This window comes from Salmonella sp. 32020114201800008SM (assembly GCF_017572025.1).
Lineage (GTDB): Bacteria > Pseudomonadota > Gammaproteobacteria > Enterobacterales > Enterobacteriaceae > Salmonella > Salmonella enterica.
This window is the reverse complement of the sequence record NZ_JAGEQM010000002.1, coordinates 450,777-464,896: the sequence shown is the minus strand read 5'-3', so window position 1 is coordinate 464,896 and position 14,120 is coordinate 450,777. Positions and strand designations below refer to the sequence as shown.

Below are 14,120 nucleotides of genomic sequence, written 5' to 3'. Positions count from 1 at the left end.
TAATTATCCTTTTAGCCCCAGGTCACCGGCGTTGGTTTGTCGCCACGGGCTTTCATTAACGAGTCGTTATCGATGTCCTGTTTCATTTTCAGGAACTTGCCATACAGCTGTTTTTCAATTTCAGGCTGTTTGCCAATTTGGTTCAGCGTTTCGAACCGATCTTTTTTCAGGTTATAGAGGTATTTAGGTTTATTTTCACGATCGATGATCATTTTCCAGTCACCGTCGCGGATCGCCCATTCATCGGTCGGATCATCCTGGAACGGCATATCAATACCGAAGATCAGCGGCTTATTACGTTTTAACGTTTTCTGCTCCAACAGCGGAACCAGCGATTGCCCGTCGTATGTACGATCAGTAGGCAGTTTGAAATCCATCATGTTCGCCAGCGTCGGCATCCAGTCCAGACCATACACAGGCGTATCGGTAACGACGCCCTGTGGAATGTGTTTACCGTATTTGATAATTGCCGGAACGCGAATACCGCCTTCCCACAGGTTATCTTTACGTCCGCGCAGACCGTCAGTCTCGCCTGCGAGGTTCAGCTCGTAGACTTTACGCGCTTCACGCGTCACCGGGCCGTTATCACTGGTGAAGATGACAATGGTATTATCTTCTTCCCCCATCGCTTTAATTTTATCCAGTACTTTACCGACTTGCGCATCCATATAGCTGATATTGGCGTAATATTCACCGGTACCGCGCCACGGTTTATCCGCCCAGTCGCCGTAGAACAGATCGGGATGCTGCTTCTGGTATTCGCTCATGTATTGTGAATACATATCGAGGTATTTTTTCGGCGAGGCCAGTGGGCTGTGAACTTCCGTAAAGGCAACGTATAAGAAGAACGGTTTGTCGTCTTTCTTGTTATCTAGCCAGTTCACCACTTCAGAACTGACAAATTCGCCGCTGATGCTATCGGCACGATCAATATGTTTGCCGTTACGCATCCAGCCGGTTGGGTGGACGACGCCGTAACGCGGGCGCTCTTTGGCATTATCCAGCGTAGCATCGGTCACAAAGCCAGCCGGGTTCACCAGAGAGTAATCAAAACCTAACTCTTTCGGCTGCGGCTGATCGGTACGATCGCCCCCGGCGTTGAGATGCAGTTTACCCATCATCGCGGTATCGTAACCCTGCTGTTTCAGCAGATTGGCTATGGTCAATTCGTTACGTCCAATAGAAACATTAGTACCTTCAGGGATCCAGGAGCGTACACCGGTGCGGAAGGGCATACGGCCTGTTAACATCCCGGCGCGGGAAGGAGAACACAAAGGAGCCGGCGCATAGTATTCAGTGAATTTGACCCCTTCTTTCGCCAGGCGGTCAATATTCGGGGTTTTCACTATCTGGTGACCGTAAGTCGCCAAATCACCATAGCCAAGATCATCTGCCACAATAAAAACTAAGTTCGGGCGTTTTTCGGCAGCCGCGTGCACGACAGATAACGTACTTGTCGCACAAAGCGCCAGTCCAATCATGCTGGCAATGACTGTTTTTTTCATTTCAACTCCTTTGATTTTATTTAAAATGAATATCCGACCATATAAATCATCTGGTCTCCATATCCGTCATAACCTAGTTTGTTCGCGAAATAACGATATGTCACAGTAGCTTTCCAGCGGGGATAAAATTTCCATGCCAGTGTTAATCCACCATTTAATCCATTTCGACCGAATTGCTGCTCCGTATAAGCGTCATTTCTATCTAGTTCGATTTCATTCCAGTCAGATAAAACAAAATCTTCACCAAATAAATTAAAATTATAGGCTGCAGTCCAGCCAATAACATAGCCATTCCAGCCGCTTGTCTGCCCATATTTCTGCGAGACATAATCACCAGATTGATTATGCAGACCAATATAGGGTTTGAAGAACCCCCAACTCCCGCTCCAACCTAAATACCCCGCTCCATAAAACATATCGAGGTCATCGCCCCATGAGTTATCCCATTGACCATATATCTTACCGAAGAAAGTATAATCTGAATCAAAGAGTCGTACATGAGTCATGGCAGAAACAGTATGATTTCTTCCAGCAACAGCGTGATTTAACACGTTGCTTTCAATAAATGAATAGAATTCTGCCTCTTTGAAATTGACACCAAAGTCAGCAGTTACTTTCCACACCTCCCCACGATGTACATTGACGAATCCACTATTCCAGTCAGCATAACCGGCATTAATTGATCCAAATGAATTCTTATATTCCAGTGCATGTACAGAATGGCTAAAAACAGTAGATATTGTAAGTAAGAGACTAAATAATACTGTTCGCTTTATCAGAGACATTGAATATATTTCCCATAGTTATATTTTATTCATCAATGAATATGTTTTACTCCGGTGTCGAAGTTTAACCAAATCTAGTTATAGAATAGTGATATAAATCTCACATCACGCAGGATAAAAGTATTTAAAAATAATGTGTCGAGAAATGTTTTTTTATAAAAAATAACTCAATGTTTATTATTAAATCAACACTTCATCTTTTTAGGTCATACCGCAGATTTAGTGTTGTACTAAGCTTTACCTTTTGGATAACTGATAGCAAAGATTGATGTGATTTGCCCCGCTGTTCCGTAACTCAGGGGGTGATCCGAAACGGTCATTTCCCCCTCAGGAGTGCAACTCTATCGCTGTAAGCAATACCTGAAAACCTGCCAGCACAGCCATCACAACAACGGTGCCCTCCATCACACCATTATTGATATGACGATGATTACCTGCTCGGCGATGTTCTGAGTATGTATCCTTTTACTAACGACGTAATGAACGTGGAAATTAGCGGTAAAGATCTGAAGGCGATGATGTCTCATGCAGCCGATCCGAAGAACGGCATGCTGCATGTGTCGAAAACGGCCAAATTCAAACACTACAACACAAAACCGCTGGGACAGCGTATTGTCGAATTTGATATCAAAGGTAAACAGGTCGCAGACAAGATATTCAGTACCGTCGCGCTGACTCCTTTATCGGTAAAGGCCGTGGCGGATTTGACTTCACGAAAGGTAAAAATGTCAAAGACATTAAAGGGCTGTAAACCTCGCAGGCAATTGCTGATTATATGGAACATATCAATAACATCGTTCCGGATCACACCATGCGTGTTGACGACATCAGTAAATAAAACAACTCTCATGCGGTCGTTACCCGGTGGCGGCAGATTGATATTATCTTCGCGGAAACGGTAATTACCGTTGTCAAAAACCAGAAACTCCACGATACCCGGTTCGCTGCTTTCAACTCAGACACCAGGATAAAGGCTTAACGGCGCGGTGCCATAAGGATTAAGGTAATAACGGCATGTGTATATGTATTGTCATCACGAATTTGGTCGAGGAGCTGTTGGTATATGGCGTTATGGTTTTGCACCATCGCGTTATCGGTATCAATTTTCTGATTCATCGGCGCTCTTGGTGCAGGCATGGCGAGTGAGGACTGTTGGTTTACGTACATAATGCTCTCCAGACTATACGTTATGAGACTTCTGCAATGCAGAGGCAATTTCTCTGCCCGTCCAACGTAATATTCCGAAGATGTTCAGCATAGTTATCATGTATAACGCAATAACAAAAAAAATCATAAAAATATTTTATATCACCATCTACTCATAAAATTTCATCCTGAGAAAGCAAGTCATCATCGAATATTTATTTAGTTCTTTTTACCTATATCCTATAGCATCCATAAGACCGACCAATAGGCCGAAATAAAAGTTACACCAGATAACATAAATTATCATTCAAGCACATAAAAAATGCTTAACCTAAAATCATAGCACCACTTAATAAAATTAATCATAAACGGTGGCAAAATATTATTTTTATGTCCTTTTTTGTAACTAACCGCATTTTCAAATTAATGAATCACAACAGACAATTCTCATCAACTGAATAAAAAATAATGACATACATATTATTTACCGCTCAAAAACATGGTTTGAGAATCCTTAAACGACACGTTATATGCATACCTCATTAAATATTGATAAAACAGAATCAACATGCTTATAGAAAGAACACAAAAACAATAACACAATAACATTTATTTCACTTAAACAATTTAGCCAATTTAATGACAGTTGATTTTTCAGGCCTGTCGCCCCAACCTATCCTTGCTCATAGCATAGCGGACACGTTGCAACGATGCTGACTATACGGAACAAGTGGGATGTCATGGCCTGAAAGCACAAATGGAGTAATCATGAGACAGCATAAAATAAATAATGAGTTTATTTACAATGAATCATTAAGGGAAATCACGTCCTTGCGCAGCAATGCAGCGTTCAAAATGACATTTATGCGGGCCTGGTGCCTGAGCTATTTAATAGAAAACGCACATCAGGAATTGATTATCCGTGAAGGTGTCGCGTACGCAGTTTGGGGAGAGCGAAGTCAATTTGTTAGCGATGCTAATTTGACGCAACTTCTTTATCTGCTGCGACGAGATTTACAACAAATCGGGCTTTTCGAACTGTTTGTTACGCTCCCCAGGCAGGGGATAAAAATCGATGAAAGATTTATCATTGACGCTGCTGACATACCGCCACAAGCTATTCAATATCATACTCACCGATGTAATAAAATTATATCCATTGGTATTCCCACTCTTTTTTTATTGATCGTGCTTTTCTTTTTAGCGCCGTTTATCTGAAGATAAAGTCTGTAGACCGTGTCCCGGGAAGGTGAGAACATTTTTCATAATATCCTCACACGACACTGACGGGACACCACCTGCGGTCTGCTACGCGGTTCAGTCATAGACAATGCGTAGCACTGTTAATTGCTTATCTTCATCCAAATAATCTCGTTTTACCGTTGCATGAGGAGACGATATCGGCGTGATAATATTCTCGACAATAATATAACGTTCAACTCCATCTTTATTATGGCATTGAATTTCTAAGGTTCCTACGTCATTCCAGCAGCCTGCCTCAACAACCGATCCCATAAAATGAATCTGAGCGGTCGGTTTCGCTGTCCCTTCATGAACGATAAAGGAAAGTAAAATCACCGGTATGACGCAACGCATAGACTTCATTTTACTTTCACTCCTGTGCGTTCTCCTCTGAGCGAATATCACCCCTTCGCTTTCTGAATCGCCATTTGCAACATATCCTGAGTCGTGCTTCCCGGGATCACGGTCACCCGTTTTACATCACCGTCTTGCGTCTGAGGCATGACGACAAAAGCAGGCGTGCCGCTAAAGTCCATATGCTGCGCCAGTGCCTGGTTAGTGAGGAGCGCATCATGTACTGCACCGCTGCTTTGCGCTTCTTTTACGGCGGCCAGCTGCGTCGGCGTTAGATAATGTTGCGCCAGGGTGTAGACATCGTGTTCCGTTAACGCGCCTTCCACCTTCCCTGTGACATAAAGCGCATTATGCCAGTCGAGATATTTCGCCCCGCCCTGTGTAAGCCATACCTGTTCGCCGACTCTGGCCGCCAGTCCGGATACCGGCCAGCGGGAGGAAAAAATAGGAAACTCTTTGAAAATAAACCGGGTATCCGGGTTCGCCTTAATCAGGTTTTCGACCACAGGCGCCATTTTGCTGCACCACGAGCACTGGTAATCAAAGAACATCACCACCGCCGCTTTTGCCTCGTTGGGCCCAACGGAAGGACTGCTGCTACTGAGCAACTCAGCACGATACTGTAATGCCAGTTGAACATACGCCTGTTGTTGCGCAATCTGCTGACGCTGATGCAACGTCTCGCTGGCGGCGACCAAAAATTCCGGATGTTCGGCCAAATACGTTGCCACCACCTCTCCCACTTTATCCGGATGACTGACGATGTAGGCTTCCGCCGTCGGGCCAATTTGCGACGTCGGGGCAGAATCGGCGGCGATTGCCGAGGCGGATACGGCAACGCCTGCCAACGTCAACATCGCCAGCCGGGAAAGTTTTAACGCGTGATAATACATAATAAAAGTCTCGTTCGATAAGTTCGGAAAGCCTCCCGCTATCGGGAGACGCCTGAAAAAAAGTTAATGAATACGCGTCAGATCCACGGTTTGCGCTGTCATTACCCGCCCATAGTCATTAATACTTTGCCAGCGCACAGTGCAGCGAACCGTGTGCCGGCACCAGTCCGTTTGACGCGTTGCAAAGGGAGCCACGACCCCGGCGTTGTCCTGGGCGCGCTCGTTAGCGCGTAATAAAAAGAGCGTAACGTAATAGGGTGTCGGATTGCGTACCGTCGCGCCATCGGGGGTAAGCGACCAGATCAGATGCCGGTAGGCCTGCTGCGGATTGCCGGCGAGTCCCTCAGGGCGATAGAGCAATTTTAAAGCCGAACGAAACGCCATTTGTACACGGTTCGCTTCCGGTTTACCGGAGGGAATAGCGGCGATACTCAAGGTAAACAGACTTTCCCTGTCGGCGGGTAGCGGTGCGCCGGTATAAACCACCCGCATTGAGTTTTCCTGGCGCGCTGAAAGCATAAATAATGGCGGCGTGACCACGAAGGGCGTGATATTCCCTTCGTTTTTGGTTCCTGGCCAGCGGCCACCAGGTAAAATATGCGTATCAATTAACCAGGACGCTTCTGAATGGTTACTTACCGGTACGCTTAATGCCGGGGCGCCCGCACGATAGATAAAGCGAGTACCGCCAATTACCACGCCAGCCTGTGCCCATGATATGGGAAGCAAGCACCAATATATCGCGCAGCGTAAAAAGAACTTATTCATAGGCAAGAATGAAGGTTGCGGAGGCATTGGCGTCCCCGGGCGTTACCGCGCCGCCATCGGCAAGATAACGCGCGTAAAATTGCAGATGCGCCGACGCCTGACCCGGACTGAGCGTCACCATATCACTCTCCTGCCCCAGTGGGATTAAGGTTTTATTTTGATCATAAAGCGCAATCCCAATGCCTGAAGCGTCGCTTTCCCCTGCGGTAAGCGCCAATAAATCCGTATTACGGCTGTCCGCCGCACCGCTAAAACTGACCGTTACGCCGCTGGCAGTGCTGCCGCAGTTTTGTAAATCGATAGCAAAAGGTTGCCAGGCGGAACCGTCGCCCGCGCGATAAAACTGCCGTTGAGAAACCGCGCCCATCGCCACGTTAATATTTTCCGAGTCTGGAGAGAGCGAACACGTATTGTCCGTGATGGTTCCGGAGACATAAACCCGGCCATCGTGCGCCTGGACGCCGGATGCCGCCAGCAGCATCCCGATGCCGTACAGGATATCGTTACGCATAATTACGATGGCTCCTCATTCATACTGCATATCGAAATACATGACCGCCGTCGCGTTCCCGGACGTGACCGTCGGCCGGGTCGATTTATAGCGAATATAAAAAGACAGCGTGTTGCGTCCGGCTTTCAACGGATAGACCACCGAGTCGGCATTATTGATACTGATGGTATCCTGATCATCATTCAGAATTTCCACCCCAACCCCGCTTGCTAACATGTTTCCGCTTCCCATTCCGGTATCGGTGATCGCCAGTAGCGCGGGATTGTCCGGATCGGGTTCGCCGGTAAACCAGATCTTCGCCCCGGCAATTCCTCGGGAACAATTTTTGAGGTTGATATTAAAGGGCTTAAATTTTGTCGTTGTTCCCGTCGAAGGAAAATCGCCAACCGCAAACTGGCCTAAATCAATACTTTGACTGAGGCTGGAAATATCTATGTCGCAGGTTTGCGCCACAATAGTGCCGGTAAATTCGAGGTTATAAGCGAGGTCGTCAGCGCTGGCATTGATTTGCGGACACAGCATTAGTCCCATAGCAAAAAGAGCGCAGTGTGATCTGTTCATTTAGTCAAAGTCCACTCGCAGACTGGCCAGCGCGGTAAACGCCCCTTCCGCTGGCGTTTCGCCTGTTGTACTCACCGGGTAGGCTTGCAATGTGATGTTAGCGCGTCCGGCGCTATCGGTGATAAAAGGCGCGACGCTCTGTACATCATTGGGGATAAGCGCGTTTCCTTCATCGGTTTCGACCACTACGCCGACATCGGCATTATCCGAAGCGATAGCCTGGGGAACGTGGCTATCCGGCGTAGCGATAAGACGCATTGTTAAATTGACCTGCGAATCCAGACCGCTGCACTTTACCGGTACGCTGAATTTTTTCGCTCGTACCCCCTCCGGCTTTTGGCCTGCATGGTTGAAATTGCCGCTGTATAATGCGCCGAAATTTACCAGAATCGTTTGTCCGGCGTTGATTTCACAGCTTTGCGGTACGGTCACCGTTCCACTATAAAGAATGCTGTACACGACATCTGTCAGCGGATCGCCTGCGGCGGTCATGACATAAACATTGAACATAGTCTTAGGACTAATATTCACCGTGCCGACGAACGGTTTAACAATTTTGAGCTGAAACTCCAGATTTGAGTCACGAACGTAAAACGGTTGACCCGCTTTCACATTTTCATCATATCCCATCAGAACGTTGTTCATTGGCGGATAGATATCGCCCGCCGAAGAATCCTCAATTCGCATTCCGCCTTCAAGGTAGTCCGGGTCCAGCTTTAAATATTTCCAGTTACCGCTCGTTTCTACGACCGGATATGGCGACACATAGGAGCGATAAGTCTGGCTATAGGTCGACGCGCCGGCGGGGCACACCGCCTGTACATTAACTTCCTGGCTTTTTTCCAGTTGAACCGTCTTTCCCACCTGGTTTTGTTCTGCCGTCAGAGTGGTCGTTAAATCGTAATTAATACTGGAAGGTACACCGTTAACGTTTTTACACACGTCTGCGTGTGCGTACTGCGATACGACACTTCCCGCCAGCAGAGCAAATAAAAGAGGTATTTTCATTTAATGACACTCCGCATGTTGTCGACTCAGAATCTGACGGGAGGAAGAGAGATGATAGGACGCGACGCACTGTTGATCCGGCAGGTTCCCCCAGCGAACGTGCAGAACGCCTTGCGCTGACAACCCGGAAAGATAGACCTACCCGGCCTCGTCAACAATCGCCTCCGCATGGCGATCATTCACCGTCACCGTTGCGCCAAAGGGTACAGGCTTACCGTTATGATTCAGCGTTACCAGGGCACGCGCGCCGACTCGCGCTTTAAAGCGGGCCAGAACCAGCGCGCCTTCGGTCGGCACAACGCGAGTCACCGCGTCATCAATATCGACATCATCAGCCATGGCGTTAACGTCCAGCGCCATACGGTTTTGGCGATATGTTGTCGCATACGGCACCACCGCATAGCCACGCGCGTCCGTATGAATACCCGGCTGGTCGACAACGCCGACGTTGGCTGCGCCCGGCGCGGCAATCAAAATATTGGTATTGCCCAGCGGCTGGCTTAGTGTCACTCCATGCGCGTGCGCCACCAGGCCGCCGCTCAGGCCATAATTCACCTGCTGGTAATCGCCGTTATCGCTAACGTTATAGCCAATGTTGGCGTTGCCTTTCGCGCCATCGTATTCCAGACTGGCGGCGCCGCTTTCGCCAATACCGTGATTCTGATAACCTTGCTGTATGTTGTAACTAAGATTGTTTTCGTCCAGCAGTGTGCCGCTAAGGCCCGCATTCTGCGTAACGTTATGCTGTTTGTCCGTACTGGTGCTAAAGGTAGCGTAAACATTGTGATGGCGCGTGACTTCATCATCGTGTTGCAGCCATTGACTTAGCGGCACCGAGATATTCAGCGCGAAAATTTGATCGCGCTCCGCATCGCCTGCGGATTTGTTATTGTTGTAAGAAACGCTCCATGCAATCCCTGCCAGCGTATCGCTGTATCCCACCTGCAACAAAGAATCCTTTTCATCAGTGTGCCAATAACTTTGCTGACTGCCGGTAATAAAAAGCGATCCTAACCCGCCTAGCTGTTGGTTAATATCGAGTTGTACTTTGCCCCTCCTGGTATAATAAAGATTGTAATAATCCGCCCATTCCGGCCTGCTTTTATCGCTGTCAGTCCGACTGTCATCGTCATAGCCGCTCATCCGTTTCCACGTGGTATCATCCAACGTGTAAAAGCCCGAGGTTGAATAGCGATAGCCCATAAGCTGTAAATTGGTTCCTGACTGTGCAAGCGATTTGGCATACAGGAAACGCAGCGATTGCCCCTGGTAGGTGTTATTATCCGCCAGCGTACTGGTAGCCTGGGTGACATCCAGCGACACCGCGCCCCAGTCGCCCAGATTTGCGCCGCTGCCGATCGCCAGCGCGTGATAATGACTGGAAAGTTGTGTTCCGCCATACAGCGTAAAACCATGCGGTAACCCCCATATCAAGGTCGCCTGACTGAATTTCACCTTCTCTTTTTGACTACTATCGCTGCGATACTCCGCCACCGTCGCCGCATACTTCAGCCGCCCTTCTCGTTGTAGAATCGGCACGGCGGAATAGGGCACGTTATAACGATTAATAGAACCGTCGGACTCTTTGACTTCCACAGTCAAATCGCCGCTGGCGGCGGTAGGATAGAGATCATTAATAGTAAATGCCCCGGGCGGCACATAGCGCTGATTAATGATGTAGCCGTTTTGCCGAATGGTCACTTGCGCGTTGCTTCTGGCAATGCCGTGAATGGTCGGTGCGAAGCCCTTCATGCTGTCTGGCAACATATTGTCGTCAGACGCCAGTTGTAGCCCGCGAAAAGGAAGGCTGTCGAATAATGCGGAGGGGGTATAACTATCGCCTGCCGTCAGTTCTCCCTGCAAAAAGACCACATCACGTTCCAGATAAGTACTGATGTGCTGCCAGTCGCTGTCGCTATTCTGATCGCCGCTATTCGCGTTCCATGTGGAGTAGTCGCGTAACCGCCAGGCCCCCAGATTAAGGCCGCTATTCAATCCAAGAAAATAGCTGTTCTCCGCACTGCCGCCTGGGCTCCGATCCTGACTATTCGCGCCGGTAAAGGTGTAATTCAATAGCAACGCATTAATACCTTCATCCCAGTATTGCGGTGGGATATAGCCTCTGGCGCTGGCAACCATCGCCGCCTGCGGGATGCTAATGTCGAGACGTTGCTGCGCAAAATCAAAGCGGGTCCGGGCGGCCGGTATCGCACTGGCGAGATCCGGGCAACTTCCCGCCGCCGCCTTCGCCAACAGTGGAAACGCCCCGGTGTTTACCCCCATATTTTTAAGCATTTCAGGCGTCAGGCAGGCGCGTAATCCGCTGTCATCGGTGGGCGCGCTTTTTCCCGTCGTTTTCACCGCCTGGAAGGCAATGTCTCTGGTTGCGAGAAACGTATTGTTCAGGTAAACGTCAACGCGATACATCCCCGCCGCCTGGGCATTACGGGAAAAGGTCGATAGGTCGGCCACCGCAGACGGGTCGTCAGACAGAAATGCCGGGTTGAAATAGTTTTCCGCCCACCCCGGCGCAGGCGCCAGTGCGATAGCCAACGCCAGCGGGGTTAATACGGGTTTAGTTACGCTGGAGTAATATCGCGTCATGAAAAGCTGATTACGCATAACATCATGAAGCTGGACAAACGCGTGCTGGCGTCGTTGCGCCAAAATCGTTTACCGTGCGCAAAGATACCTGGCCGGGCGTCGCCGGGAGAGTGATCGCGCCTTTCGGCGGTACCATAGTATTCGGCAGTTTTTTCCCCGCGCTATACAGTTCAACCATCGAAACGTAGTACGGCGAAGGGTTAGTAATCGTTAGCTGGCCGCGCTCGTTACGGCAGCGAAGCGTCGACGGGGCATGAGCTGGCGCCTCCGCCAGATTTTTCGGGCGGATAAATAGCTTAATCACGCTTTGCGTCGCAATTTGCAGGGAGTTGCCGGTCAATTTATTTTTATCGACAGAGGGTATCGCTTTACTGTTTAAATAAAATACGCTTTCGCGATCGGTCGGTAATGACGGCCCGACATACATAATACGTAATATATTTTCTTTTTTAGGCTGGATCACAAAGAGAGGCGGCGTAATGATAAAATCCGTCGAGCGTGAACCATCGGCATTGGCGACCCATGACTGAATTAAAAAAACATTGCTGGCAGAAGAATTAATAATCGGCAAGGAGGTTTGCTTACTTCCCTGCGGATAAATCACCCTGGTCGCGCCCAGCGCAATGCCTCCCGCCTGCGCGGCAAACGACAGGCCGGCCGCCGACAGCAGTAGCAATAATCGAAGGAAAATCGGTACGTTTTTTTTCATCTGCGTAATATCCTGATGCCGTCGGTTTGTTACGCGCAGTGACGCGCGTAACGCCCCTTTCTCGCCTCCCAACAGACGAGAAAAAATCCCGATAAGGAATCAGGAATAAACCATGCTAAATGTCGCCGTCGCGGTAACATTACCGGCAGTCGCCGTACCGGTAGCGATATAATCCACGCTAAGCGGAATAACGTTTTCGCCATCGTTCAAGGTAACAGTACTGGACGATTCACCGATATTCAGCGCCTGGCCATCTGGTCCATAAAGTTGTAATGCCACATTCGTCGCCGAACCTGCCCCAGCGGTATTCGCCAGCGACCCCGGCTGGTTTGCGTCCTGTTGGCCATTAAAAATCACCGCCGCATTCTGGCTGGTCTGAGTATCGCAGTCTTCCAGTTTGATGGTGAAATCTTCTTTTTGATTCGCCACCATACCGGCCTCGGTTAATTTACTGGCGCGAACCTGGCCTAATGTCACGGTCTGATCGACAGAGTCAGCGGAAACAGAACAGGCAGCGTCAACGACCTGTCCGACAAAATTTACCGTACCGCCAGTGACGGTTGTAGTATCCGCTTGCGCGGTGGACAACATTCCGCCAAAGGCAATGGCAGAGACCATTAATGCTAGTACAGGCTTTTTCATTCAAGCTCCTTTTAAATATAAAAATAAGGGTAATCAGATTTTTTAACGAAACGGCTGCTGATATTTCTTCACAGCAATATCACGACTTTTTCTTATGCGAAAAAAAGTGTCTTCTTGTTCTGATATAAATGTCAGAGGCAATAAAACAGCCACTCAACGTCGTGAGTTAATCTTTACGTTATAATGAGATAACGATGTTATTAATTATTAGCAAGCCAACGGCAAGTTGCAATCATCGACATTTGGTTTTATAGGACCAGGCATAACCTGTTGTTTTATATTAACTTTACACCAGTCGTTCGGCCTATCTCCTTTAGCCATATTGACTTTTTAAAAATAGCTTTCATAACAACCTTCAGTAAAACATTCTATTAACGATACCAGGCAAATTCAGTCGAGATATGTAAATATATCGTTGCGTATAGTACATTAATACGCCACTGGTAGTTTTCCGAGCGCCGTCAGCCGCCCATTATCAATATGGATATACCCGCCTTTTTTTAGTTCAGACAGAATCTTCATAGTCCGACTGCGCGATATCCCGGTACGCCGTTGAATAAAATTCAACACGATAATGCTTTCCCGGTAGGCCTGTGGATAAGCCCAGATTTCAGTCAGCAACGCCCGAACTTTCAGATAAGAATCGACGCCGACTAATTCACGATCGCGCGCGCTCATCACCATCAGACGGTAAGCCAGACAACGGGCCACGTCGTGCCACAAATCGCATTCATCGGCGATTTTTATAAAATCCGGCAGGCGAACAAATCTACCGGTACAAACCGTTTCTGCGAGCAAAAAGTGTTCCGGTCGCGCGGGGACGTTATAGGTAGCGCCATAGCTGTCAACCATACCCACGACCGATGGCGCAAACGATGAAGATATATGGAGTCGTTTGTCATCATGACAGAAAGAAACAACGCCTGACTCCAGTAATACAATGTAGTGTTCATCATTTGCCTGTAAATAAAACTCATCGCCGATACCCAGCGTAAACGGTTGACCAAATGGCAACAAGGCCGAAAATAAGGCATCAATTGCCGCGTGAGGTTTAGCCTGCTGAGAAAAAAGAAAAGAGTGTAATGAATTCTCATTATTATCTTTAGCAAAAGCGTCGTTCATCATTTTTTTCATTAACGGTTGTCTACTCAATGTAGCGTCACAGTATAACCTCTCAAAAAGTACTTAAATTAATAATAAATAACATCGCTATGCAGTATTTCTGTATTCACAACGCACTAATACGCAATATTTTTAAGATTAAGACAATTCTTAATACAAAATGATTACAGAAAATTAATAACAAATTACGCATAAAGAATGAGAGGTCAGGGGGCGCAGGAAAAGAGATTCGAAAGAACGCGCCTTCGAATCTCAAACTAATAGTCCAGA

At 47.9% G+C, this 14,120-nt stretch carries 13 protein-coding genes and 2 pseudogenes; 2 read left to right on the top strand and 13 right to left on the bottom strand.

All coding sequences use genetic code 11. The features are described from left to right. Positions 1 to 11: 11 nt before the first annotated feature. Positions 12 to 1,505 (bottom strand): sulfatase-like hydrolase/transferase, encoded by a 1,494-nt coding sequence (locus tag J4613_RS08250; RefSeq protein WP_000754366.1) that lies wholly within the window; start codon positions 1,503 to 1,505, stop codon positions 12 to 14. A 20-nt stretch (positions 1,506 to 1,525) separates the two neighbouring features. After that, entirely contained in the window at positions 1,526 to 2,290 is a 765-nt protein-coding gene (locus tag J4613_RS08245) for an outer membrane protein OmpK (RefSeq protein WP_000052612.1), read from the bottom strand. 440 nt (positions 2,291 to 2,730) lie between these two features. Between J4613_RS08245 and J4613_RS08240 the strand changes: the two are divergent. After that, a pseudogene (locus J4613_RS08240) lies at positions 2,731 to 3,128 on the top strand (5'-nucleotidase C-terminal domain-containing protein); the annotation flags it as partial. 137 nt (positions 3,129 to 3,265) lie between these two features. On the opposite strand, the gene J4613_RS08235 reads toward J4613_RS08240, so the two are convergent. Beyond that, positions 3,266 to 3,457, bottom strand: coding sequence for a hypothetical protein (locus J4613_RS08235; protein WP_012218477.1), 192 nt, complete (start codon positions 3,455 to 3,457; stop codon positions 3,266 to 3,268). 747 nt (positions 3,458 to 4,204) lie between these two features. Here J4613_RS08235 and J4613_RS08230 point away from each other — a divergent pair. Further along, positions 4,205 to 4,654 (top strand): transcriptional regulator, encoded by a 450-nt coding sequence (locus tag J4613_RS08230; protein WP_001248821.1) that lies wholly within the window; start codon positions 4,205 to 4,207, stop codon positions 4,652 to 4,654. A gap of 99 nt (positions 4,655 to 4,753) precedes the next feature. Here the strand turns inward: J4613_RS08230 and J4613_RS08225 are convergent, their stop codons facing one another. The 10 genes and pseudogenes from J4613_RS08225 to J4613_RS08180 all read right to left on the bottom strand — a co-directional run bounded on the left by J4613_RS08225 (position 4,754) and on the right by J4613_RS08180 (position 13,862). Beyond that, positions 4,754 to 5,041 carry a hypothetical protein gene (locus J4613_RS08225; RefSeq protein WP_023194334.1) on the bottom strand — a complete coding sequence of 96 codons (288 nt, stop codon included), beginning with the start codon at positions 5,039 to 5,041 and terminating at the stop codon, positions 4,754 to 4,756. 38 nt (positions 5,042 to 5,079) lie between these two features. Beyond that, on the bottom strand, positions 5,080 to 5,925 hold the full coding sequence (locus J4613_RS08220; RefSeq protein ID WP_111742478.1) for a DsbA family protein: 846 nt from the start codon (positions 5,923 to 5,925) through the stop codon (positions 5,080 to 5,082). 63 nt (positions 5,926 to 5,988) lie between these two features. Beyond that, entirely contained in the window at positions 5,989 to 6,720 is a 732-nt protein-coding gene (gene bcfG, locus J4613_RS08215; RefSeq protein WP_001135041.1) for a fimbrial chaperone BcfG, read from the bottom strand. Next, positions 6,686 to 7,204, bottom strand: a complete 519-nt coding sequence (locus J4613_RS08210; protein WP_111742479.1) for a fimbrial protein BcfF — start codon at positions 7,202 to 7,204, stop codon at positions 6,686 to 6,688. Before J4613_RS08210 ends, bcfG begins: the two co-directional genes overlap by 35 nt. Positions 7,205 to 7,219: 15 nt before the next feature. Beyond that, on the bottom strand, positions 7,220 to 7,765 hold the full coding sequence (locus J4613_RS08205) for a fimbrial protein BcfE (protein WP_001082038.1): 546 nt from the start codon (positions 7,763 to 7,765) through the stop codon (positions 7,220 to 7,222). Next, positions 7,766 to 8,773, bottom strand: coding sequence for a fimbrial protein BcfD (locus J4613_RS08200; RefSeq protein ID WP_000701251.1), 1,008 nt, complete (start codon positions 8,771 to 8,773; stop codon positions 7,766 to 7,768). Beyond that, positions 8,774 to 11,395: pseudogene (gene bcfC, locus J4613_RS08195) on the bottom strand (fimbrial usher BcfC). A 4-nt stretch (positions 11,396 to 11,399) separates the two neighbouring features. Continuing rightward, the gene (gene bcfB / locus J4613_RS08190) at positions 11,400 to 12,086 is read right to left on the bottom strand and encodes a fimbrial biogenesis chaperone BcfB (protein WP_000742551.1); all 687 of its coding nucleotides are present in this window, start codon (positions 12,084 to 12,086) and stop codon (positions 11,400 to 11,402) included. A 99-nt stretch (positions 12,087 to 12,185) separates the two neighbouring features. Beyond that, positions 12,186 to 12,728 (bottom strand): fimbrial protein BcfA, encoded by a 543-nt coding sequence (locus J4613_RS08185; protein WP_000743357.1) that lies wholly within the window; start codon positions 12,726 to 12,728, stop codon positions 12,186 to 12,188. Positions 12,729 to 13,157: 429 nt separating this feature from the next. Then, a complete protein-coding gene (locus tag J4613_RS08180; RefSeq protein WP_000738617.1) occupies positions 13,158 to 13,862 on the bottom strand; it encodes a winged helix-turn-helix transcriptional regulator in 705 nt (234 codons plus the stop codon). Between the last annotated feature and the right edge of the window lie 258 nt (positions 13,863 to 14,120).

What these genes read in the sequence shown, in the direction of transcription:
- J4613_RS08250 (WP_000754366.1), bottom strand. Translation starts at nt 1,505, where the DNA reads ATGAAAAAAACAGTCATTGCCAGCATGATTGGACTGGCGCTTTGTGCG.
- J4613_RS08245 (WP_000052612.1), bottom strand. Translation starts at nt 2,290, where the DNA reads ATGTCTCTGATAAAGCGAACAGTATTATTTAGTCTCTTACTTACAATA.
- J4613_RS08235 (WP_012218477.1), bottom strand. Translation starts at nt 3,457, where the DNA reads ATGTACGTAAACCAACAGTCCTCACTCGCCATGCCTGCACCAAGAGCG.
- J4613_RS08230 (WP_001248821.1), top strand. Translation starts at nt 4,205, where the DNA reads ATGAGACAGCATAAAATAAATAATGAGTTTATTTACAATGAATCATTA.
- J4613_RS08225 (WP_023194334.1), bottom strand. Translation starts at nt 5,041, where the DNA reads ATGAAGTCTATGCGTTGCGTCATACCGGTGATTTTACTTTCCTTTATC.
- J4613_RS08220 (WP_111742478.1), bottom strand. Translation starts at nt 5,925, where the DNA reads ATGTATTATCACGCGTTAAAACTTTCCCGGCTGGCGATGTTGACGTTG.
- bcfG (WP_001135041.1), bottom strand. Translation starts at nt 6,720, where the DNA reads ATGCCTCCGCAACCTTCATTCTTGCCTATGAATAAGTTCTTTTTACGC.
- J4613_RS08210 (WP_111742479.1), bottom strand. Translation starts at nt 7,204, where the DNA reads ATGCGTAACGATATCCTGTACGGCATCGGGATGCTGCTGGCGGCATCC.
- J4613_RS08205 (WP_001082038.1), bottom strand. Translation starts at nt 7,765, where the DNA reads ATGAACAGATCACACTGCGCTCTTTTTGCTATGGGACTAATGCTGTGT.
- J4613_RS08200 (WP_000701251.1), bottom strand. Translation starts at nt 8,773, where the DNA reads ATGAAAATACCTCTTTTATTTGCTCTGCTGGCGGGAAGTGTCGTATCG.
- bcfB (WP_000742551.1), bottom strand. Translation starts at nt 12,086, where the DNA reads ATGAAAAAAAACGTACCGATTTTCCTTCGATTATTGCTACTGCTGTCG.
- J4613_RS08185 (WP_000743357.1), bottom strand. Translation starts at nt 12,728, where the DNA reads ATGAAAAAGCCTGTACTAGCATTAATGGTCTCTGCCATTGCCTTTGGC.
- J4613_RS08180 (WP_000738617.1), bottom strand. Translation starts at nt 13,862, where the DNA reads ATGAAAAAAATGATGAACGACGCTTTTGCTAAAGATAATAATGAGAAT.